This window comes from Roseicella aerolata, from assembly GCF_020523605.1.
In the GTDB taxonomy this organism is placed as follows: domain Bacteria; phylum Pseudomonadota; class Alphaproteobacteria; order Acetobacterales; family Acetobacteraceae; genus Paracraurococcus; species Paracraurococcus aerolatus.
Map to the genome: position 1 here is coordinate 43345 of NZ_JAJAQI010000029.1, position 21245 is coordinate 64589.

Annotated in this window: 18 protein-coding genes; 12 read left to right on the plus strand and 6 right to left on the minus strand. The window is 72.5% G+C overall.

All coding sequences use genetic code 11. The annotated features are described in order from the left end of the window. Positions 1-268: 268 nt before the first annotated feature. The 3 genes from LHA35_RS18130 to LHA35_RS18140 all read right to left on the minus strand — a co-directional run bounded on the left by LHA35_RS18130 (position 269) and on the right by LHA35_RS18140 (position 3734). Entirely contained in the window at positions 269-1504 is a 1236-nt protein-coding gene (locus LHA35_RS18130) for an MFS transporter (protein WP_226610623.1), read from the minus strand. A gap of 2 nt (positions 1505-1506) precedes the next feature. Next, positions 1507-2268 (minus strand): SDR family NAD(P)-dependent oxidoreductase, encoded by a 762-nt coding sequence (locus LHA35_RS18135; RefSeq protein ID WP_226610626.1) that lies wholly within the window; start codon positions 2266-2268, stop codon positions 1507-1509. A 230-nt stretch (positions 2269-2498) separates the two neighbouring features. Next, positions 2499-3734, minus strand: a complete 1236-nt coding sequence (locus tag LHA35_RS18140; protein WP_226610629.1) for a hypothetical protein — start codon at positions 3732-3734, stop codon at positions 2499-2501. 163 nt (positions 3735-3897) lie between these two features. Between LHA35_RS18140 and LHA35_RS18145 the strand changes: the two genes are divergently transcribed. The 4 genes from LHA35_RS18145 (at position 3898) to LHA35_RS18160 (ending at position 9063) form a co-directional block, all read left to right on the plus strand. Beyond that, positions 3898-5364 (plus strand): glycosyltransferase, encoded by a 1467-nt coding sequence (locus LHA35_RS18145; RefSeq protein ID WP_226610631.1) that lies wholly within the window; start codon positions 3898-3900, stop codon positions 5362-5364. Next, positions 5361-6305: a hypothetical protein gene (locus LHA35_RS18150; RefSeq protein WP_226610633.1), complete on the plus strand. Its 945-nt coding sequence runs from the start codon at positions 5361-5363 to the stop codon at positions 6303-6305. Before LHA35_RS18145 ends, LHA35_RS18150 begins: the two co-directional genes overlap by 4 nt. Further along, on the plus strand, positions 6302-7426 hold the full coding sequence (locus LHA35_RS18155) for a hypothetical protein (RefSeq protein WP_226610634.1): 1125 nt from the start codon (positions 6302-6304) through the stop codon (positions 7424-7426). Before LHA35_RS18150 ends, LHA35_RS18155 begins: the two co-directional genes overlap by 4 nt. A gap of 200 nt (positions 7427-7626) precedes the next feature. Next, positions 7627-9063 carry an NAD-dependent succinate-semialdehyde dehydrogenase gene (locus LHA35_RS18160; protein ID WP_226610636.1) on the plus strand — a complete coding sequence of 479 codons (1437 nt, stop codon included), beginning with the start codon at positions 7627-7629 and terminating at the stop codon, positions 9061-9063. A 92-nt stretch (positions 9064-9155) separates the two neighbouring features. Here the strand turns inward: LHA35_RS18160 and LHA35_RS18165 are convergent, their stop codons facing one another. Next, positions 9156-9932 (minus strand): SDR family NAD(P)-dependent oxidoreductase, encoded by a 777-nt coding sequence (locus tag LHA35_RS18165; protein ID WP_226610638.1) that lies wholly within the window; start codon positions 9930-9932, stop codon positions 9156-9158. Positions 9933-10014: 82 nt separating this feature from the next. Here LHA35_RS18165 and LHA35_RS28720 point away from each other — a divergent pair, with 82 nt between their 5' ends. Then, positions 10015-10662, plus strand: coding sequence for a histidine phosphatase family protein (locus LHA35_RS28720; protein WP_264185625.1), 648 nt, complete (start codon positions 10015-10017; stop codon positions 10660-10662). Between the two features lie 207 nt (positions 10663-10869). After that, positions 10870-11658 (plus strand): Bug family tripartite tricarboxylate transporter substrate binding protein, encoded by a 789-nt coding sequence (locus LHA35_RS18175; RefSeq protein ID WP_408902352.1) that lies wholly within the window; start codon positions 10870-10872, stop codon positions 11656-11658. A gap of 99 nt (positions 11659-11757) precedes the next feature. On the opposite strand, the gene LHA35_RS18180 is transcribed toward LHA35_RS18175, so the two are convergent. Next, entirely contained in the window at positions 11758-12987 is a 1230-nt protein-coding gene (locus tag LHA35_RS18180; RefSeq protein WP_226610642.1) for an ABC transporter substrate-binding protein, read from the minus strand. 278 nt (positions 12988-13265) lie between these two features. Here LHA35_RS18180 and LHA35_RS18185 point away from each other — a divergent pair, with 278 nt between their 5' ends. Further along, positions 13266-14354, plus strand: coding sequence for a mandelate racemase/muconate lactonizing enzyme family protein (locus tag LHA35_RS18185; protein ID WP_226610645.1), 1089 nt, complete (start codon positions 13266-13268; stop codon positions 14352-14354). Positions 14355-14401: 47 nt separating this feature from the next. Then, entirely contained in the window at positions 14402-15562 is a 1161-nt protein-coding gene (locus LHA35_RS18190) for a benzoate/H(+) symporter BenE family transporter (RefSeq protein ID WP_226610647.1), read from the plus strand. A gap of 192 nt (positions 15563-15754) precedes the next feature. Here LHA35_RS18190 and LHA35_RS28725 read toward each other — a convergent pair whose 3' ends face one another. Then, positions 15755-16180 (minus strand): glycine zipper domain-containing protein, encoded by a 426-nt coding sequence (locus LHA35_RS28725; protein WP_264185626.1) that lies wholly within the window; start codon positions 16178-16180, stop codon positions 15755-15757. Positions 16181-16301: 121 nt separating this feature from the next. Between LHA35_RS28725 and LHA35_RS18200 the strand changes: the two genes are divergently transcribed. The 4 genes from LHA35_RS18200 (at position 16302) to LHA35_RS18215 (ending at position 21233) form a co-directional block, all read left to right on the plus strand. Next, a complete protein-coding gene (locus tag LHA35_RS18200; RefSeq protein WP_226610649.1) occupies positions 16302-16856 on the plus strand; it encodes a chromate transporter in 555 nt (184 codons plus the stop codon). Beyond that, positions 16849-17394 (plus strand): chromate transporter, encoded by a 546-nt coding sequence (locus LHA35_RS18205; RefSeq protein ID WP_226610651.1) that lies wholly within the window; start codon positions 16849-16851, stop codon positions 17392-17394. Before LHA35_RS18200 ends, LHA35_RS18205 begins: the two co-directional genes overlap by 8 nt. Before the next feature lie 75 nt (positions 17395-17469). Further along, on the plus strand, positions 17470-19569 hold the full coding sequence (locus LHA35_RS18210) for a 3-hydroxyacyl-CoA dehydrogenase NAD-binding domain-containing protein (protein ID WP_226610655.1): 2100 nt from the start codon (positions 17470-17472) through the stop codon (positions 19567-19569). 5 nt (positions 19570-19574) lie between these two features. Further along, positions 19575-21233 carry an AMP-binding protein gene (locus LHA35_RS18215; protein WP_226610659.1) on the plus strand — a complete coding sequence of 553 codons (1659 nt, stop codon included), beginning with the start codon at positions 19575-19577 and terminating at the stop codon, positions 21231-21233. Positions 21234-21245 lie beyond the last annotated feature (12 nt).

The window sequence follows — 21245 nt, forward strand, 5'->3', positions numbered from 1 at the left end:
CGAATGTGCGCTGGCGCACACCACAACTTACCCGATTATGAACCGAGAGGGGATCGCGGCAGGGGGGAAGCCCGGATAGCGGCGGCCAGGGCGCGTCCGGGGACTCGTTCCCCATGTCGCGCCGTACTGGACCAGCATATCCGGGGAGAATGGGCGCGCGCCTCCGCCGCCGCATTCGTGTCCCGACCAGTGGTGGCCACCGGAGAGGCGTCGCGCCTGCTCGCCCTGGTTGCAGCCAGGACAGCACGATGATCCGGCCCGGAAGCCCTCAGCCGCCCCGCCCGGCATTCCGCCAGGCGATCGCCGCCCCGATCGCCGGCAGGCCGGCCAGCAGGGCGAAGGCGAGCGCATAGGAGCCGACGGCGCCCACCACCCCGCCGAGCAGCGACGGGCCCACCACCACGCCGGCGAAGGCCACGGCCAGCACGCCGCCCGCCGCATCCCCCGCGCGTCCGGGCGCCGCCAGCCGCGCCGCTTCGGCCATCAGCACGCCGTTCCAACCGGCCGCGCTGGCGCCAAGCACACAGAGCAGCCCGATCACCGCGGCCGCCGGCCAGGGCAGCGCGAAGGGCAGCAATACCCCGCCCGCGACCGTGACGAGCCCGATCACCGCCAGGGTCCGCATTCCGTCCCGCCAGAGATCCGCCACCAGCCCCCAGACCAGCCGCGCCGCCGCGCCGATCGCCTGGGAGGCGGCGGCGACCGCGCCGGCCGCCACCGGGCTCCAGCCGAATTCCTCGACCAGCATGGTAACCGTGTAGGCGCCGAGCGCGAGCTGGAATCCCGAATAAAGGGCGGAGGTGAGGGCGAGGCCCGGCAGCCCCGGCCGTTCCCGCAGCGCCCGGAAGCCGCCGCCGGCCCCGGCGCGGAGCGGCCAGGCAGTGTCGCGCTCCCCGTCCCAGTGCCGGCGGAACGGGCCGAAGCCCGCAGCGGCCAGCAGCAGGAGGAGCGCGACGCCGAGCACCGCGCCCTGCCAGCCGAAGGCAAGCGCCAGTGAGGGCAGCAGCAGCCCGGCCAGCGCCCCGCCGATCGGCACGCCGGTCTGCTTCACCGCGAAGACCATGTTGCGCCGCCCGGCCGGGGCGAGGCGCGCCAGCACCTGGGTCGCGGCCGGGTTGGTCAGCCCGTAGCCGATGCCGATGAGGAATGAACCGAGCACCGCGCCCGGCAGCCCAGCCAGGACCATCAGCAGGCAGGCCGCACCGGCCGAGGCGAGCGCGACCTGGGTGCAGCGCGCCGGTCCCCACCGCCTGAGCGCCCCGGCCGAGAGCAGGGAGGTGGCGCTGGCCGCGACATAGACGCAGGCAACCTGCCAGCCGACCCAGTGCGGTGCCGCGTCCAGGTCCCGTGCCACGATCGGTGCCAGGACCGGCAGGATGAAGACCGTGAGCGTCGCCAGCGCCTGCGCCGCGGTGGTGGCGACGAGCGCGGCGGCGAGCCCGCCCGGCGCCTCCACGCGTTCCGCCCCGGGCGGGCCGGGGCGATCGCTGCGCCCGTCCGGCACCGCTATAGCGGCGGCAGCCGGAGCGCGCCGTCCAGCCGGATGGTCTCGCCGTTCAGCATGGGGTTGGCCGCGATCGCCAGGACGAGCCGCGCGAAGTCCGCAGCCTCGCCCAGGCGCTTGGGGAAGAGCGGCAGCGTCAGCAGCGCCTCCCGCGCCGGGTCCGGCAGGCCAGCCAGCATCGGCGTCTCCATCAGCCCGGGCGCGATGGTCATCACCCGGATGCCCGTGCGCGCCAGTTCCCGCGCCGCCGGCAGGCCCAGGCCGACCACGCCCGCCTTGCTCGCGGCATAGGCGCATTGCCCGAACTGGCCCTCATAGGCGGCGATGGAGGCGGTGTTGACGATCAGCCCGCGCTCGCCATCCGGGCCCGCGGGCTCGGTCCGCTGCATCCGCGCCGCGGCCAGCCGCAGCACGTTGAAGGTGCCGATCAGGTTGACGCGGATGACCCTCTCGAACAGCGCCAGGTCATGCGGCCCGTCCCGCCCCACCACCCGCGCCGGCGGCGCGATGCCGGCGCAGGAGACGGCGAGGCGAAGCGGCGCAAGCTTGCCCGCGGCATCGAGCGCGGCCTCGACCGCCGCAGGGTCGGCGACATCGCCTGCCGCCGCCACGCCGCCGATGCGCGCCGCGACGGCCTCGGCCGCCTCCGCCCGCATATCAAGCACGACGACCCTGGCGCCCGCAGCCGCCAGCGCCTCCGCCGTCGCCGCGCCGAGTCCCGAGCCGCCACCGGTCACGAGCGCCGCGATGCCCTTGAGCTCCATGCCGTTTCCCCCTCGATGGGTTGTCGCCGGGGAAACTCCGCCCAAAGCCCGGCCGGGTCAACGCGCCGGCGGGGGTGCCGTGGCGGTCAGGGCGGGTGGGTCATGCCGGCTCGCCTGCCGGCGGCCCGGCATGGTTCTGGCGCCTGACGCGCAGCGGCGAATCCCTACCGCCCCAGGGCGAGCCGTGCGCGAGGCCGGGCGGCGGCCATCGGGGCGGCTGCCGCCCGTTGCTAATCGGCGTAGTCGAACAGCACGCGGGAGATGGCGAAGGACAGGACCCGCCGGTCGGTGCTCGCGCCATCCTCGGCCGGGCTGCCGCCGGTGAGGCTGGCAAGGCGCGCCAGCCGCACCGGCTGCGGGCCGGCGGGAGGGACGATCCGCACCGCAAAGCCGCCATGCTCCTGCGGGGTCACGGTCAGCTCGGCCGCGACATCGTCCAGCATGGCGGTGAGGGTCGGCGCCGCGGCCTTGTAGAGGTAGCAGATCTCCAGCGTGATGGCGGCCAGCGGGCGCTCCGGCAGCGGGTTCAGCAGCAGCCCGCGCGGGCTCATCCAGCGGAAGGCGCCGGTGGGGTAGACTTCTTCCCGGTGCCAGCCGACGCCGAACAGTCCATCCTCCGGCGCCACCGTCACCTGCCGCGCCGTGTGGTCGAAGGCCGGCTGCCCCCTGCGCTCCGGTCCGGCGGAGTCGAGCAGCGAGCGCAGCGCGTCCTGCTCCTGGCCGGGCACGACCGCCAGGCGGTCCAGCAGCAGCGTTGCGGCCGCGGCGATGAAGGCGTCGATGCGTTCCTGCTGCACGGAGAACTGGCGCCGCAGCATCGCCTGCATGTTCTGCTGCGCCGCCGCCTGCTCCTCCTCCATCTGGCGGAGCCTTGCCTCCAGCTCGGCAAGCCGCCGTTCCGCCTGGCCGACGCCCTGGCGCGTCCAGCCGAAATGCGCGATCGGCGCATCCAGGCCGATCAGGTGCAGATCGACCGACAGGCCGGATTCGGAGAGGTCGGTCGGCAGGATCGGCAGCGCGAAGCGGAAGGCACAGCCGCCCTCCGGCAGCGCGACCGGCTCATCAACCGTCGCCATGCGCGCGCCGGTGCCGTTGATGCGCGCGAACATGATCGGGTCCAGCAGGCCGTTGCGCAGCTCGCGCCCGGTGCCGCGCAGCATGCCGTGGTCGAGGCGGAGATCCTCGATTGTCACCTCGGGCGGGCCCAGCAGCGACAGCGCCGCTGCCGCGCTCTCGATGCGCCAGGGTGCCACCAGGTCGGGGCCGTCGGGCGCGGTCGCGACGCGCAGCTCCGCCGGCAGCGGCACGCGCGGCACGCGCGGCATCGGCACCTCGAGCACGGTGCCCTCCGCTACCGGGCCGTCCGGCACCAGCCGTCCGACCTCGATGCCGCGGCAGAGCAGCAGCAGGGGCGCGCCGCGCTCGAAGCGCCGGATGGCGCGCAGGCTGAGCCCGTTCCGGCTCAAGCCAATCGCAAGAAACGGGAAATAGCCGACGGAGATACCATCCATGCGAAGGGCGGCTACCACGCCGTCCGCAGCTTCATCAAGATAATCCATTCTCTGGACATGAACCTGGGGTGGCATTAACCGCCCACACCACGACGCAATCGGGATATTCCTCCTCGCAATGACGGATGCGCGCAACGGCCTGACGGTATGGACGCCCTTGCCGCCGGAGCGGAACGGAATCGCGGACTACGCCCATGTCCTGCTCGGCTCGCTTGCCGCGCATTATGATTGCCGCGCCGCCTGCGACGATTGGCTGGGCCGCGCGCCGGACGGCATCCCGGTGGTGGATGCCGCGCTCGCCCATCGCGATGCCGGGCCGCGCGTGCTGCACCAGATCGGCAACAATCCCGGCCATGGCTTCGTGTTGCGGGCGATGCGCCGCGTGCCGGGCGTGGTCACGCTGCATGATCCCGGGCTGCTCTATCTGTACGAGACGGCCGGCGAGGATGCCGCATCCATCCGCGCCGGCATGCTCGCCGCCCTGCCGGGGCTGCCGGCCGTCTATGGCCGGCACCAGCGCGAACTCGGCCTGCAGACCCGCGCGAACCACCTGCTCTTCGACCTCGCCGGCGAAACCCTGGCACGGTCGCGCGCCGTCATCGTGCATTCTGAATACGCGCGGCAGCGGCTGCGCCTCGTGCACGGGCCCGATGCCACGGCGCATGTCGCGGTCATCCCGCATTTCCTGCCGCCGGCCACGCTGCCGGATCGGCCCGCGGCGCGCGCGCGGCTCGGCATCGGGCAGGAGGAGTTCCTTGTGGTGACCGCGGGCTTCGCCACCGCCGCGAAGCGCTTCGACTGGCTGATCGAGGCGCTCGACATGGCCTGCCGTGCCGGCGCGCAGCTCCGCTGGATCCATGCCGGCGCGGAGCGCGCGGAGGAATATGCCCTCAGCGCGGCAATTGCGGAGCGCCCCGCGCTGGCCGGTTGCGCGGGCGTCACCGGCTACCTGGACGAGGCCGCGCTGGATGACCACGTCGCCGCGGCGGATGTGCTGGTGAATCTCCGCTTTCCCTCCACTGGCGAGAGCTCCGGCTCGCTCGCCCGCGCCTTCGCCGCCGGCACCTGCTGCATCGTCTCGGACACCGCCGCCTATGCCGAGCTGCCGCGCGACGCGGTGCTGCAGATCCCGCTGACGGAAACGGTGCCGCTGCTGGCGCGCGCGCTGCTGGCCCTGGCGAAGGCGCCGGCGCGGGCCGCCGAGATCGGTGAGCGCGGCCGCCGCTACGCCTGCGCCGAGATGGCGCTGCCCACGGTCGCGGCCCGCTACCGCACGGTGATCGAGGAGTCGCTCGGGCGGCCTGTCATCGCCCCGCCCACCGCCGGCCCGCCGCCGCTGCTGGTGGTGGAGGCGGGGCCGCAATTGCAGGCCAGGACCGTCGCCGCGGCGCTTGCTGGGCGGCAGGGCGCCTGCCGGCTGCTGCTCGCCATGCCGGATCTCGGGGCGCTCGCGCAGCTCACCCTGGACCGCCCCGCCCTCCTGGCGGAGCTGCTGCCGCTCGGCGCCCGGCTGCGTGCCGCGCGGGTGGAGGCGGCGCCGCGCGCCGGGCTGCTGCTCGACCTCGAACTGGGGTGGCCGGCATGAGCGCGGCGCCGGTGCTGGCCTGCCTGCTGCGGGAAGCATTGCCGGAGGCGGCGGTGCTCGATCTCGGCCAGCCTGCTTGGCCGGTCCTTCCCTGGTGGCCCGGCGCGCGCTGCGGCCTTGCGGATGCCGCCGCGCTGGCGCCGGCCGAAGCGGCGCTGCTGCGACGCTTCCACCAGGGGCCGGCCGGGCTGCCTGTCCTCGGCCTGGCCGGGACTGCGGATGACGACGTGCCGGTGGTCACCGACCGCCCGATGCTGCTGGTGCTGGACCGACTGCCACCGCCCGCGCTGACGCCGTGGCTGGAAGCCGGGGCGATGATCCTCCGGCGCGGCCGCACGGAGGGCATGCCGCCCCTGCCCGGGCCGGAGCGTGGGCGGATCATGCTGCTCGGCGGCAGCGCTGCCCGCATCGAGCGCTGGGACCTGCTGGTGCCGCCCGAGGCGGTCGCGCCGCTCTTCGACCGGCTGCATGCGGCGGCCCATCATCTGGCCGCCAGCCTCGGCGGCAGCGCCGGCTGGCAGGTGGGCGGCCGGGTCGCCTCCCCGAGCCTCGCCAGCCTCGGCATGCTGGTGATGGGGCCGGAGCGCGTGCCGCCGCTGGCCGTGCCGGCCGATGCGTTGCTGCACGACCTGCCCGAACCCGCATCCGGCGCTGCCCTGCCACTCGGCGCGGCCCGGCGCGTCCGGCTGCTGCTCGGCGGCCTGCCGGCGCGGCCCGCCTGGCTGCGGCTGCGGCTGCGAGGGGCCGACCCGGCCCGCCCGCCCGCCCTGTTCCTGGATGGTGGGTGGCTGGATCAGGCGCAGTGCCGGATGGAAGGGGAGACCTGCGTGCTGGAGGCCCCGGTGCGGCCAAGACCCGACCAGACGAGCATCGTCGGCCTCGCCTTGCCGGAGGGGGCGCCCCCCGGCCTCATCCTGCTTGGCCTCGAGGTCGGACCATGAGCCGTGCGCCCCGCCTGCTGATCGTCTCCCCGGCGCCCTCCCACCCGGCGGACCAGGGCAATTCGGCGCGCATCCAGGCGCTCGGCGCGGCCCTGATGGCGCGCGGGGTGGTCTGCGACTTCCTGTACTACGCGACGGAGGGCTGCTCGCCGGCGCAGCGGGAGGCCATGGCCGGCTTCTGGCACGCCCTGCACGTGGTGCCGCCGGTGCCGACCGGGCCGATGCGCTTTCCTGGTGTCTGGGGCCTGGATGACTGGTGCGATGCCAGCCTGGTCGACCAGACGGCGGCGCTGCAGCGGCGCTGGCGCTACGATGCCGTGCTGGTGAACTATGTCTGGATGTCGCGGGTGCTGGAGGGGGTGTCCGACGCCTTCCGGATCATCGACACCCACGACCTGTTCGGCGACCGCCATCTGGTGGCGCAGGCGGCGGGCATCGACCCTTCCTGGTTCTTCACCACCGCGGTGGAGGAGGGGCGGGGGCTGGCCCGCGCCGATCTCGTCCTGGCCATCCAGGGCGATGAGGCGCAGGTGCTCCGCGGCCGCAGCGCGACCCCGGTCGAGACGCTCGGGCACATGCTGCCGCTGCGCTTCCTGGAGACGCGCCCGGCCGGCGCCATCCGGGCGCCCTTCGGCTATTTCGGCAGCGCCAATCCCTGGAACATCACCTCGGTCCGGGCGCTCGACGCCGCGCTGGCCGGGGAGGCCGGGCTGCCCTGGCTGCTGGCTGGCCGGATCCTGCAGCGGCGGGACCTCTCGCTCGCCAGCGCGCCGCTGCGGCTGGAGCAGGTGCCGGAGCCTTCGGTGTTCTACGACGCCGTCGAATGCGTGCTGAACCCGATGGTCCCGGGCACCGGCCTCAAGATCAAGACGGTGGAGGCGCTGGCCTATGGGCGGCCGATCCTCGGCACGCGCCATGCCTTCTCCGGCCTGCCGGCCGAACACCCCGCGCATTGCGCCACGGAGATCCCGGAGATCGTGGCCCTGATGCGCGCCTGGCGGGACAGCGCGGCCTTCCGGGCGGAACTTGCCCAGGCCTCGCGCCTGCTGGCGCTGCGCTACGCCGCCATGCTGGCGGCACAGCAGGATGCGCTGGCGGCGCGGTTGCGCGGGCTGGTCTGAACCAGCGGCCATGGTCGGTGGCGCCTGCGGCGCTGGCGGCAGCCCGTGCCATGCCGGCCGGTCTCGCCCATCCGTTCCGCGGTCCGGACCATCCTGCGGGGCGCGGCGCGCCCCGCCCCATTGCCCCCGGGCGGCCGCGCCGCCAAAGTGCGCCCCCCAAGGCGCCCCTGGCCGAAGGCCGGGGCTGGAGGAGATCGCCGATGGCCTATCCGAACGTCCAGTTGCACATCAACGGGGAGTGGCGCGCCGCCCGCTCCGGCAAGACCATCCCGGTCCTCAACCCGGCGACCGAGGAGGTGATCGGCACCGTCGCGCATGCCGGGAAGGACGACCTGGACGAGGCGCTGGACGCCGCGGCCAGGGGCTTCGCCACCTGGAAGAAGGTCTCGGCCTTCGATCGCGCCAAGCTGATGCGCAAGGCGGCGGATATCCTCCGCAGCCGCGCCGACGAGATCGCCCGCATCATGACGGTGGAGCAGGGCAAGCCCGTCCCCGAGGCGAAGATGGAGACGCTGGCCGGCGCCGACATCATCGACTGGTTCGCCGAGGAAGCCCGCCGCGCCTATGGCCGCGTCATCCCGGCCCGCGCCGAGGGCGTCTATCAGCTCGTGGTGAAGGAGCCGGTCGGGCCCGTCGCCGCCTTCACGCCCTGGAACTTCCCGATCAACCAGGTGGTGCGCAAGCTCTCGGCCGCGGTCGCGACCGGCTGCTCGATCATCGTCAAGGCGCCGGAGGACACCCCGGCCTCCCCGGCCGAGCTGATCCGCTGCTTCATTGATGCCGGCCTGCCGGCGGGCGTCTGCAACCTGGTCTATGGCAACCCGGCCGAGATCAGCGAGTACCTGATCGCGCACCCCGTCATCCGGAAGGTGACCTTCACCGGCTCGACGCCGGTGGGCAAGCAGCTGGCGGCGCTGGCCGGCCAGCACATGAAGCGGGTCACGATGGAACTCGGCGGCCATGCGCCGGCCATCGTCTTCGACGACGCCGATCTCGACCTCGCGGCCAGGACGCTGGCGGCGGCGAAGTTCCGCAATGCCGGCCAGGTCTGCGTCAGCCCGACGCGCTTCCTGGTGCAGGAGAAGCTCTACGAGCCCTTCGTCGAGAAGTTCGTGGCCGCGGCCAAGGCCGTGAAGGTCGGCAACGGGCTGGAGGAGGGGACCCAGATGGGCCCGCTGGTGCATGACCGGCGCATCCCCTGGATCGACGGCCTGATGGCCGATGCCCGCCAGAAGGGCGCCGAGGTGCATACCGGCGGCGAGCGCATCGGCAACAAGGGCTATTTCTACCAGCCAACCGTGCTGACCGGGGTCGGCAAGGATGCGCGCATGATGAACGAGGAGCCCTTCGGCCCGCTCGCCATGATCGCGCCCTTCAAGGACTTCGACGAGGTGGTGGAGGAGGCGAACCGGCTGCCCTACGGCCTTGCCAGCTACGCCTTCACCCGCAGCGCCAAGACCGCGAATGCCATCGCCTCCAAGGTCGAGAGCGGCATGATGACGATCAACCACCTGGGCCTCGCTTTGCCCGAGGTGCCCTTCGGTGGCATCAAGGACAGCGGCTATGGCTCGGAAGGCGGGTCGGAGGCGATCGAGGCCTATCTGAACACGAAGTTCGTGAGCCAGGCGGGTCTCTGACTCGAAAAGCGCGGGGGCATCGGACGCAGTGCGTCCGATGCCCCCGCGCCCCTGCCGGGGGGCCGCGGTCTGGCCCCCGGCAGGGGTTCGGCTCAGCCCGGCGGCGCGATCCAGTTGTGCAAGGCCAGCCCGCCATCGACGACCACCGTCGTGCCGGTGACATAGGCCGAGAAGCGCTCCGCCAGCAGCCCGACTGCCGCGCGCGCCACATCCTCCGGCGCGCCCAGTCGGCCGAGGGCGATCTTCGCCGCAAGTTCCGGACTGGCCTGGAAGCCGCCGCCCGCGATCGCCCCCGGCGCGATGGCATTCACCCGGATCCCGAAGGGGCCGAGGGCGCGGGCCAGCTCCTTCATCACCATCGTCAACCCGGCCTTGCTGGCGCTGTAATGCGGCAGGTTGCGCGGACTCTCCGCATGCAGGGAGGTGACGAAGACCATCCGCCCGCGCGGGCCGGCGGCCGCCGTGTCCCGCATGTGCCGCCCGGCGAACTGGCCGAGGGTGAAGCCGGCCTCCAGGTTCACCGCCACCATCCGCCGCCAGGCCTCGGCCGAGACCGTGAGCGCCGTCTCGCTCTCCTGCCGCCGCGGGCTGGCGCTGTGGACCAGGATGCTGATGCGGCCAAGCGCGGCTTCTGCCGCGGCGAACAGTGCCTCCGCCCCGCCGGGCGCGGACAGGTCGGCGGCGATGAACCGGGCGTCGCGCCCGGCCGCGCGCAGCGCTCCGGCCACCGCCTCGCCCTGCGTCGCGTTCACATCGGCAAGCATGACGCGCGCCCCCTCGGCCGCCAGGGCCTCCGCGATCGCCCGGCCGATGCCGTTGGCGGCCCCCGTGACCAGCGCGGTGTCGCCCGCAAGCAGCGCATTCGTCATGACATCCTCCCCGCCATGGCCCATGTGATGGGCCCGATCCCTGTCCCGCGGCAAGCACGCCGCATCTCGGCGGAGAAGAGCCTTGCCCCTCCCGCGCCGCAGCCTGCCCCTGCTGGTCCTGCCCACCCTTGCCGCGGCCGAGGCGCGGCTGCGGCCGGTCTCGGTGGAGGCGCCGGAGGGGAAGGCGCTGATCGGGCGCCTGCGCGCCGGTGGCCTGGTGCTGTTCCTCCGCCATGCCGATACGCGCGGCGAGCCCTGCGACCGCAGCTACCGCCTCGGCGACCGCGCCGGGCAGCGCAACCTGGCGCCGGAGGGGCGAGCCCAGGCGGTGCGGATCGGCGCGCGGCTCGAGGAATTCGGAGTCCCGGTCCAGCTCCCGGTGCTGGCGGGCCCGGTCTATCGGGCGCGGGACACGGCGGAACTCGCCTTCGGCAAGGCGCGGGTGCAGGTGACGGACAGCCTGCTGGCGGATGACTATGCCGGCGGGCGGCTCGACTGGGTGCTGGCCGAGCACCGGCGGCTGTTCGGCGCGCTGGTGCCGCCCGGCACCAACCGCGTGCTGGTCGGCCATCGCACGCCCGCAATCCTGGTGGCCGGGGAGGCGATGGGCGGCCGCGCCTTCCCCGAGGGCGCCGCCCTCGTCATCGCGCCGGGCGGCACGGGCTTCGACCTGCTCGGCATCCTCATGCTGGCGCCGCTGCCGGAAGGCGGCTTTCATCACTGCGGATGACCAACAGGGGGGAGGAAAACGGTGTCGCGCATGAGGATGACGCGCCGTGCGCTCGGCGCCGCGGCGCTGGTGCTGCCGGGCCTCGCAGGGGCGCAGGCTTTCCCGGACCGGCCGCTGCGGCTGATCGTGCCCTTCCCGCCGGGCGGGCCGGTGGACATGGCGGCGCGCCTCCTCGCGCCGGCAATGGGCACGCTGCTCGGCCAGCAGATGGTGGTGGAGAACCGCTCGGGCGCCGGCGGCACGGTCGGCATCGATGCGGTGGCCAAGGCGGCGCCGGATGGGTTGACCCTCGCGCTCGGCTCCACCGGCGCGGTCGCGGTGAATGTCAACCTGGTGCCGAACCTGCCCTATGACCCGCGGCGGGACCTGGCGCCGGTCGGCTTGGTGACGGGCGTGCCCTCCCTGCTGGTGCTGCGGCCGGGGCTGGAGGTAAGGAATCTCGAAGATCTGCTCGCCGTGGCGCGGCGGCAGCCCGGCAGGCTCACCTTCGCCAGCACCGGGCCGGGCGGCACGCCGCATCTGGCGGCCGAGCTGCTGAAGCTGCGGGCCGGCATCGACATCGTGCATGTCGCCTATCGCGGCGCGGCGCCGGCCATCACCGCGCTCATGGCGAATGAGGTGGACATCGCCTTCCTCGACCTGCCGGTGCTGCTGCCGCATGTGCGGGAGGGCAAGTTCCGCGCCCTCGGCCTGGCCGCTGCGGCGCGCGCCCCGGTGCTGCCGGAGGTGCCGACCATGGCGGAGGCGGGTCTCCCGGGTGTCGAGGTCGAGAACTGGTATGCGCTGATCGCGCCGGCCCGCCTGCCGCCGGACCGGATGTCGGTGCTCTCGGCCGCGCTGCGCGGCGCCCTGGCACAGCCGGAACTGGCGGAGCGCTTCCTCTCCCAGGGTGCCCGCGTGATCGGCGGCGGCCCGGAGGAGGCGGCGCAGTTCATCGCCGCCGAGATGGAGCGCTGGGGCGAGGTGGTGCGCCGCGCCAATATCAGGATCGACTGACCCAGGCCGGGGGCCGGGGCCGGGCTGCCGGCCGCGGCGGGAGTTTGAAGGGGCAGGGGTACCCCATCGCGCGCTGCGCGATGGGGTGCGCGCAGAGCCTCACGCCCGCACGAGCGGGCAGCCCCCCTGATCCATCGGCCGGAACGCATCATTGCCCGAGATGGTCTCCGTCACCTCCAGCAGGTCCCACTCGCCCTTCGAGGCGCGCGGGGCTTTCACCTGCATCAGGTAGACATCACGGATCACGCGCCCGTCCTCGCGGATGCGGCCGTCCTTCGTCATGAAGTCGTTGATCGGCATCTCCCGCATCTTCGCCATCACCGGCGCGGTGGCATCCGTCCCGGCCGCCTGCACCGCCTTCAGATAGTGCATGACAGCGCCGTAGGAGCCGGCATGGAAGGCGGTGGGCGGCCTGCCATGCAGCTTCCGGAAGCGTTCGGCAAAGGCGCGCGTGCCCTCGTTCTGGTCCCAGTAGTAGCTCTCGGCATAGACCATGCCCTGGCCGGTCTCGAGCCCGATGGAGCGGATATTGGTGATGGAGCAGTTGAGCGCCGCCGGCACGATGCCGCGGCGGATCAGGCCGAACTCGCCCATCTGCTTGGCGATGTTGATCATGTCCGCGCCGCCGGCGCAGATGCCGACGGCCTGCGCGCCGGAGGCCGCGGCGCGGATGAGGTAGGAGGAGTAGTCGGTCTCGCCGAGCGGCACGCGCACGCTGCCCACCACCTCGCCGCCGAGCGCCCGCAGGATGGCGGAGGCATTGGCCTCCAGCGAATGGCCGAAGGAATAGTCGGAGGTGACGAAGAACCACTTGGTCTTGCCGTTGCGGTAGAGCGCCGTCACCGGGCCCTTGGCGGCGGAGTAGTTGTCGTAGAGCCAGTGGGCGGTCCAGGGGCCGCAATCCTTGCCCGTCAGGTCGGTCGTCGCGGCCGACATCGGGATGACGATCTTCTGCTTCTCCTTCGAGAGCGTCTGCACCGCCAGCGCCACGGCGGAATTCCCGACGCCGGTGATGATGTCCACCTTCTCCTGGTCGAACCAGCGGCGGGCGATGCCCATGCCGACATCGGGGCGGTTGAGCAGGTCGCCATGCACCAACTCGATCGGCGCGCCGAGGACGCGGCCGCCGAACTCCTCGATCGCCAGGCGGGCGGCCACGACCTCGCCCATGCCCTGCTGGTCGGAGAAGACGCCGGTCATGTCGTTGAGCACGCCGATCTTCACGACACCATCGGAGATCTGGCCGGTTCCTGTCCCCTGGGCATGGCTCGGCAGGATGTGGAAAAGGGGCAGCGCGGCGGCGCCGCCAAGAAGCGAGCGACGGTTCATTCCTGGTTCCTCCCGCGGGCGCGTCTGCGCGCGCCCATCCGGCGGGAGCCTAGGCGGTTCATTCGGCCGCCGGCAATGCCCGGCTGGCGCAGGGCGAGGGGGAGGAGAATGCAGCCCCGCACCGGGGGGACACGATACGTCCATCTCCAGGGCCGTGGCGATGAAGGACCCGCGCCGCGGGAGCCTGGGAGCACCGTTGCCGGCGCCTGGCACGCCGGCCTTCCGGTGCCCTGCCATCCCTGCGAGGATCGCCGAACGGGGGGGGGGAGAACCGGACCATGCGCATCACGGCGGTCACCGGCCATGTGCTCAGCAGCGCCTTCACCTACGGCAACCCGGCCGGCCCGGGCGGCAACCTGCACCTGCGCAACATGGACACGCTGCTGGTGCGGGTGGAGACGGAGGCCGGGATCACCGGCTGGGGCGAGGGGTTCGGCTTCACCCTGGTGCCGACCACGGCGCAGGCGCTGCGGGAACTGGTCGCCCCGGCCTGCATCGGAGAGGATGCGCGCGACATCGCCGGGGTGATGCGCAGGCTGCACCGGCGCTTCCACAATTTCGGCCGCAACGGCGCGGTGACCTTCGCGCTGTCGGGCATCGACATCGCCCTCTGGGATATCGCGGCGAAGGCGGCGGGCAGGCCGCTGCATGCGCTGCTGGGCGGGGCGAGACGGGACCGCGTGCCGGCCTATGCCAGCCTGCTGCGCTATGGCGACCCGGCGCTCGTTTCCCGCAATACGGCGGAGGCGATCGCCCGCGGCTACCGCCAGATCAAGCTGCATGAGGTGGATCTCGACTGCATCCGGGCCGCGCGGCAGGCGGCGCCGGACGAGGTGCCGCTGATGCTCGACATCAACTGCGCCTGGGACACCGTGGATCAGGCTACCGCCTTCTGCCGGGCGGTGCAGGGGATGAATGTCCGCTGGGTGGAGGAGCCGATCTGGCCGCCGGAGGATTTCCCGGCCATCGCCGCCACCCGCGCGGCGGGCGGCGTCGGCATCGCCGCGGGTGAGTGCCTCGGCAGCCCGGAGAGCATCGGCGCCATGCTGGCCGCCGGCGCGGTGGATGTGGTGCAGCCGAGCGTGACCAAGATGGGTGGGCTCTCCGCCATGCTGGAGGTCCGCGCGCTGGCGGCGCAGCACGGCGTCGCGCTGGTGCCGCATTGCCCCTATTTCGGGCCGGGCCTGCTGGCGACCCTGCACCTGCTGGCGACGGCCGAGGTGGAGGAGCCGCTCGAGTACTATTTCGCCGACCTCGCCGCGCCGCCCTATCCGGCGCTGATCCCGCGCGAGGGCTTCGTGGCGGTGCCGCAGGGGCCGGGCCTCGGGCTGGAGATCGACCCAGCGCTGCTCGCGGGCGCGGGCTGAGCGGACGGCGGGCAGCGCCCGCGCGCGCGCCCTGCTACACGCCCCGGATGATCGCCTCCCTCTCGGCCCCGGCGCTCGCCGCCGGGCTGCTGGCCGGCTTCGTCGGCTTCGCCTCCTCCTTCGCCGTCGTCCTGCAGGGGCTTACCGCCATGGGGGCCAGCCCGGCCCAGGCGGCCTCGGGCCTCATGGCCGTGTCCATCGCCATGGGGCTCTGCGGCATCCTCCTCAGCCTCTGGCGGCGGATGCCGATCAGCGTCGCCTGGTCGACGCCCGGGGCGGCGCTGCTGGCGGCTTCCGCCATGCCGACGGGGGGATTCCCGGCGGCGGTCGGGGCCTTCCTGGTGACGGGGGCGCTGGTGGTGCTCGCCGGGCTCTGGAGGCCGCTCGGCCGCGGCGTCGCCGCCATCCCGGCGCCGCTGGCCAATGCCATGCTGGCCGGCGTGCTGCTCGGCCTATGCCTCGCCCCCGTGAAGGCGGTGGCCGAGGCGCCGATGGCGGGCCTTGCCATCGTCATCACCTGGGCGGTGGTGGCGCGGCTGAACCGGCTGATGGCGGTGCCGGCGGCGGTGCTGGTCATGGTGGCGACCATCGCCCTCACCATCGATCTGCCGGCCGGGCTGCTCGGCGCCGCCGGCCCGGCGCCGCTGCTGGTGGTGCCGCAATTCTCGCTCTCTGCCGTGGTCGGCATCAGCCTGCCGCTCTTCCTCGTGACCATGGCCTCGCAGAACATCCCCGGCATGGCGGTGCTGAACGTCAACGGCTACCGGCCCGCGCCGGGGCCGCTCTTCACCACCACCGGGCTGTTCACTCTGGCGGCCGCGCCCTTCGGCGGGCATGCGGTGAACCTTGCCGCCATCACCGCCGCGCTCTGCGCCAGCCCGGATGCCGAGCCGAAGCCGGCGCGGCGCTGGCAGGCGGCGGTGGTGGCGGGGGCGGTCTATGTCGTGTTCGGCCTGCTGGCAGGCACCGCGACGGCCTTCGTCGGTGCGGCGCCGCCCATCCTGATCCAGGCGGTCGCCGGGCTCGCGCTGCTCGGCGCCTTCGCTGCCGCGCTGCAGGCGGCGCTGGCCGATGCCGGCATGCGGGAGGCGGCGGTGATCACCTTCGTCACCACCGCCTCCGGCCTCACGGTCCTCGGTATCAGCAGCGCCTTCTGGGGGCTACTGGCGGGCGGCGCCATGCTGGCGCTGCACCGCCGGCGCGGCTGAACGGCGTCCGCGCGACGGCTAGAGCAGATCGCGGAGGGGCGTGAACGCCCCGCAGCGTGAAGCTGCTCTACAAACAGCAGTCTACAGCGGATTGGCGTGCAGTTTTGAACGCAATCCGCTGTCGGGCGGCAAGCGCATCACCCGGCGACACCGTCGGCGTGCCCGGCCTGGGAGGCAATCGGCCTGCCCGCCCTACCAGTGGCGATAGGCAGGCGGCTCGTCCGGCCAGGACTTTGGTGCGCCATGGACCGGTGGCAGTGCCCGGTGGTCCGGCGCCAGGTGGTCATGGGGCTCGCCATAGCCGGGCGCCGGGTAGGGCGGCTCCGCCTGCGCCGCATGGTCCCGGTCGATTCCGCTGCCGATGAGCCCGCCGAGCAGCGCGCCGGCCGCCGCGCCCCCGACGATGCCGATGCCGCGATCCTGCCGGCCGGAGGCCGCTCCGCCGATCAGGCCGCCGGCCAGCGCGCCGACCGCGGCGCCCGTGCCGGCATTGGGGCCAACCGGCGCCGCAGGGAGATAGGGCTGGTAGGCCGGCCGCTCCACATAGACGCAACCAGTCAGCAGGATGCCACCGGCGAGGGCGAGCAGGGCTGGGCGCAGGCGGGACATCGCGGTCATGCCGCCAGGAAGCGCCGCCGCTGCGGCCATCCCGCGGCGCCTTCGTGGCGGTGGCGGGGCGGCCTCGACAGCCGCGCGGCGGCGCGGGAGAAGCGGGGCTCCGGCAGCATGGAACGACACGGTGCCCGACACTCCCCGACCGCAGGCGCGCCTCTCCGAGATTCTCCGCGTCTTCACGACGCTCGGCCTGGCGAGCTTCGGCGGCGGCCTGCCGGGCTGGATGCATCGGGAGGTGGTGCTGAAGCGCAACTGGATGGCGGAGGAGAGCTTCCTCGCCGGCCTCGCGCTCGGCCAGGTGCTGCCGGGCCCGAACAGCGTGAACCTTGCCCTCTATATCGGCCAGCAACTGCGCGGCTGGCCGGGGGCGGCCATGGCCTTCCTCGGCATCCTTGGCCCGCCCTTCCTGTTCATCCTCGGACTCGCGCTGCTCTATGGCTGGGCGGGCGGTGCTGCGGGACTCGGCATGGTGCTCGCGGGCGTCGCGGCGGCCGGGCTGGCGAATTCGCTGACCGTCGGCCTGCGCACGGCGCGGCGGATGCGGGGGGCCTGGCCCTGGGTGATGGCGGGGCTCACCTTCCTCGCCATCGGGGTGCTGCGCCTGCCCATGATCCCGGTGGTGCTGGTGCTGATCCCGGCGAGCATCGCGCTCGCCTGGCGGGCCTCGCGCCATGCCTGACCGGCTGCTCGCCCTCATCCTGGTCTTCGCGCCACTCTCCCTCGTCTCGCTCGGCGGCGGGCCTTCCATCTTCGCCGAGATGCAGCGCCAGTCGGTGGAGGTGCATGGCTGGCTGACGGATGCGCAATTCCTGGATCTCTTCGCCATTTCCCGCGCCGCGCCGGGCCCGGGTTCACTGATTTGTGCGCTGGTTGGCTGGCAGGCGGCTGGCTTCGCCGGGGCGCTGGCGGCGGCGCTGGCACTGTACCTGCCCTCCACCTTCCTCGTGCTTGCCGTGGGTCACTGGTGGCGCCGGAAGGGCGACAGCCCGGCCCGGAAGATGATCGAGCGCGGCTTGGCACCCATCGCGGTCGGGTTGATCTTCGCTGGCGTGTTCACCCTGTTGCAGGCCGATGGCGCCGGCTGGCTGGAACTGGCGGTGCTGGCCGCCTGCACGGTGGCGTTGCTGCGCGGGGCAAGCCCCTATCTGGTGCTGCTGGTCGTCGCGATACTCTATGCCGCGTTGCAGCAGGCGGGACTCATCGGCGGTGCCGGTTGACGCAGGCCGGCCCCGGCCCGAGACTGCCGCCCAACGCCAGACCCGAAAACAACACCTGTCCGGAGAGGATGTTCCATGGCCGGAGAGCCGCAATTCGTCGAGCATGTCCGCGATGGCGACGTGCACCTCCTCCGCATCGCCAATCCCCCCGTGAACACCCTGCGCACCGAGGTTCGGGCCGGCCTGCTGGATGGGATCAAGGCCGCAACGCGGGAGGGCGCGCGGGCCATCGTGCTGATCGGCTCGGGCCGCAACTTCTCCGCCGGGGCGGAGATGACCGAGTTCGGCAAGCCGCGTAAGCCGCCCTCCCTGCCCGAGGTTTTCGATGCCATTGAGCAGTCGAAGATCCCGGTCATTGCCGCCATCCATGGCAATGCGCTGGGCGGCGGGCTGGAACTCGCGCTGGCCTGCCATGCGCGAGTCGCCTCGCCGGGCGCGCAGGTGGGGCTGCCGGAGGTGAAGCGCGGCTTCGTGCCGGGCGCCGGCGGCACGCAGCGCCTGCCGCGGCTGATCGGGATGGAGGCGCTGCGCCTGATCGTCTCCGGTGACCCGGTTTCGGCGCAAGAGGGGATGAAGCTTGGCTTCATCGACGCGGTCCTGCCCGACGGCACGGGGTCCGATCTCGAGCACGCGGCGGTGTCCTGGGCGCGGGAGAATGCCGGCGGCTCGTTCACCCTGGCGCGCGACCGCAAGGACAAGATCGCCGGCTACGACGCCGCGAAATTCGACGAGGCGGCGAAGAAGCTGACCGCGCGCAGCCGCGGCCAGGACAGCCCGAAGGGCTGCGTCGAGGCGGTGCGTGCCGCCTTCACCCGGCCCTTCGAGGACGGGCTGAATGTCGAGCGCGAGCAGTTCACCCGGCTCGTCCAGGGTGAGCAGAGCCAAGCGCTGCGGCACATCTTCTTCGGCGAACGCGAGGCGCAGCGCATCCCCGACCTGCCGGCGGATGCGAAGCCGCTGCCGGTCAACCGGCTGGTTGTCATTGGCGGCGGCACGATGGGCGGCGGCATCGCCATGTCGGCGGCGAATAATGGCCTGCCGGTGACGATCGTCGAGACGAGCGAGGAGGCGCTGCAGAAGGGCCTCGCGCGCTGCGAGGCGAATTGGCAGCGCACCGTCTCCTCTGGCCGCCTCTCCCAGGCGGAGTATGAGAAGCGCCGCGCCCTGCTGACGGGCACCACCGATTTCGAGAAGGCGGTGGGCGAGGCCGACCTCGTCATCGAGGCGGTGTTCGAGAACATGGACGTCAAGAAGGAGGTCTTCGGCCGCCTCGACAAGGCGGCACGGCCGGGCGTTGTTCTCGCCTCGAATACCTCGACGCTCGACATCGACCAGATCGCCAGCGCGACCAGGCGGCCGGAACTGGTCGTCGGCATGCATTTCTTCAGCCCGGCCAATGTCATGCGCCTGCTGGAGAATGTGAAGGGCAAGGCCACCAACGCTACGGCGATCGCCACGGCGACCGAGGTGGGCAAGCGCATCGGCAAGCTGCCGGTGCTGGTCGGCAATTGCGACGGCTTCGTCGGCAACCGCATGACCGGCAAGCGCGGCCCGCAGATCGAGAAACTTCTGCTGGAAGGCTGCCTGCCGCAGGATATCGACCGGGTCATGGAAGGCTACGGCATGGCCATGGGGCCGCTCGCCACTGGCGACCTCGCGGGCCTCGATATCGGTGCCGCGGTGCGCAAGGCGCGCGGCACGGTGGCGCCGATCGCCGATGCGGTCGTCGCGGCCGGCCGGCTCGGCCAGAAGACCGGCAAGGGCTATTACGACTACGACGAGAACCGCAAGCGCATGCCGTCCAAGGAGGTCGAGCAGATCATTCTCGACATGGCCGAGAAGATGCAGGTGCGCCGGCGGAAGATCGAGGACCAGGAGATCCTGGAGCGCGTGCTGCTGCCGATGGTGAACGAGGGCGCGCGCATCCTGGAGGAAGGAATCGCTTACCGCCCCGTTGATATCGACGTCATCTTCGTCAACGGCTTCGGCTGGCCGGCCTTCCGTGGCGGCCCGATGTTCTTCGCCGACCGGCTGGGCCTGAAGGCGGTGCGCGACAAGCTGGCGCATTACGCCGAGACAACCGGGGATGCGAATCTCAGGCCTGCGGCGCTGATCGAGAAGCTGGCCAAGGAAGGCGGCAGCTTCGCCACGCTGAAGGGTGCAGCCAAGGTCTGATGGCCATGGGTAGGCCTTTCGCCTGGGAAGCGGTTTATCCGCCCGGCCTCGACTGGGGCGCGCCGATCGAGACCGGGACGGTCGGCGAGTTGCTGGCGCGGAGCGCGGCGGAGTACGGGCCGCGCACCGCGATCCGCTACCGCGACACCGCCATCGCCTATGCCGAGCTTCAGGCCATGGCGCGCCGTGTCGCGGGCGCGCTGCTGGCCCTGCCGGCGGCGCGGAACGGCATCGCGCTGCTGATCGGCAATACCGCGTTCCATCCGGTGGTGACCTTTGGCGCGGCGCTGGCCGGCATCCGGGTGACGCAGCTCTCGCCCATCGATGCGCCACGGACGATCTTCCACAAGCTGCACGACAGCGGTGCCCGGGTGCTGGTGACGCTGGCGCATGAGGGGCTGCTGAAGCTCGCCGCCGCACTGCAGGGGCAGGGGCTGGTCGAGGCGCTGGTCGTCGGTGACGACGCGCATTGGGGGGCGGGGCCGCCTTCCGCCCCGGTACCGGCAGGAGCAATGCGGCTGGAGGACTGGCTCTCGGCGCCCGAAGCGGCCGCGCTGCCCGAGGTCCGGCCGGAGGACATCATGCTGCTGCAGTATACCGGCGGCACCACCGGCCTGCCGAAGGGCGCCATGCTGACCCATGGCAACCTGACCGCGGCCTGCGCACAGTATGGGCTCTGGGGCGGCGGGCGCGGTCCGGATGCGGTGAAGCGGCACCGGCGCGTCATCTGCGTGTTGCCGCTGTTCCATATCTACGCCTTCACCGTGGACATGCTGATGTCCATCAAGCGGGGCGATGAAATGCTGCTGCATGCCCGCTTCGACACCGATGCCGTGCTGCGCGACATCGAGGAGCGGAAGGCCACCGATATGTGCGGCGTCCCGACCATGTGGATCGCGCTGGCCAACCATCCGCGGATCGATGAGGCCGATCTCTCCTCGCTCCACACCGCGGCCTCCGGCGGGGCGGCGCTGCCGGTGGAGGTGGCGGCGCGGTTCGAACGCATCACCAGCAAGCGGATCAGCGGTGGCTGGGGCATGACCGAGACGGCGCCCGCCGGCACCAGCCAGCCGAATTGGGACGGCGCGCCGCTGCGCCGCGGCAGCATCGGTGTGCCCCTCCCGGGCATCGAGATGCGGGTGGTGTCACTGGATGAGCCGGGGCGCGTCCTGCCGCCCGGCGAGACGGGGGAGATCGCCATCCGCGGTCCTAACGTCTTCAAGGGCTATTGGAACCGGCCGGAGGAGACCGCCAGGGCCTTCGCCGAGGGCTTCTTCCTGACCGGCGATATCGGCCGGATGGAGGCGGATGGGTTCTTCTTCCTGACCGACCGGAAGAAGGACATGATCCTCTCGGGGGGCTTCAACGTCTATCCGCGGGTGATCGAGGAAGCGATCCACGAACACCCGGATGTGGTGGAATGCGCCGTCATCGGCATCCCGGACGAGTATCGCGGCCAGGCCGCCAAGGCCTTCGTCAGCCTGAAGCCCGGCGCGGTTCCCTTCACGCTGGAGGGCTTGCGGGTCTTCCTGGCCGACCGACTTGGGAAGCATGAGCTGCCGGCCGCCCTGGAGATCCGCGATGAGTTGCCACGAACGCCGGTCGGCAAGCTCGCAAAGCTGGTTTTGATCGAGGAGGAGCGGGGCCGCAGCGCCGCCGCCTAGCATTCAGGACGG

Coding starts and splice junctions, on each gene's coding strand:
- LHA35_RS18135 (WP_226610626.1), bottom strand. CDS start 2,268: ATGGAGCTCAAGGGCATCGCGGCGCTCGTGACCGGTGGCGGCTCGGGA.
- LHA35_RS18145 (WP_226610631.1), top strand. CDS start 3,898: ATGACGGATGCGCGCAACGGCCTGACGGTATGGACGCCCTTGCCGCCG.
- LHA35_RS18150 (WP_226610633.1), top strand. CDS start 5,361: ATGAGCGCGGCGCCGGTGCTGGCCTGCCTGCTGCGGGAAGCATTGCCG.
- LHA35_RS18155 (WP_226610634.1), top strand. CDS start 6,302: ATGAGCCGTGCGCCCCGCCTGCTGATCGTCTCCCCGGCGCCCTCCCAC.
- LHA35_RS18160 (WP_226610636.1), top strand. CDS start 7,627: ATGGCCTATCCGAACGTCCAGTTGCACATCAACGGGGAGTGGCGCGCC.
- LHA35_RS18165 (WP_226610638.1), bottom strand. CDS start 9,932: ATGACGAATGCGCTGCTTGCGGGCGACACCGCGCTGGTCACGGGGGCC.
- LHA35_RS18175 (WP_408902352.1), top strand. CDS start 10,870: ATGGTGGTGGAGAACCGCTCGGGCGCCGGCGGCACGGTCGGCATCGAT.
- LHA35_RS18180 (WP_226610642.1), bottom strand. CDS start 12,987: ATGAACCGTCGCTCGCTTCTTGGCGGCGCCGCCGCGCTGCCCCTTTTC.
- LHA35_RS18185 (WP_226610645.1), top strand. CDS start 13,266: ATGCGCATCACGGCGGTCACCGGCCATGTGCTCAGCAGCGCCTTCACC.
- LHA35_RS18190 (WP_226610647.1), top strand. CDS start 14,402: ATGATCGCCTCCCTCTCGGCCCCGGCGCTCGCCGCCGGGCTGCTGGCC.
- LHA35_RS28725 (WP_264185626.1), bottom strand. CDS start 16,180: ATGACCGCGATGTCCCGCCTGCGCCCAGCCCTGCTCGCCCTCGCCGGT.
- LHA35_RS18205 (WP_226610651.1), top strand. CDS start 16,849: ATGCCTGACCGGCTGCTCGCCCTCATCCTGGTCTTCGCGCCACTCTCC.
- LHA35_RS18210 (WP_226610655.1), top strand. CDS start 17,470: ATGGCCGGAGAGCCGCAATTCGTCGAGCATGTCCGCGATGGCGACGTG.
- LHA35_RS18215 (WP_226610659.1), top strand. CDS start 19,575: ATGGGTAGGCCTTTCGCCTGGGAAGCGGTTTATCCGCCCGGCCTCGAC.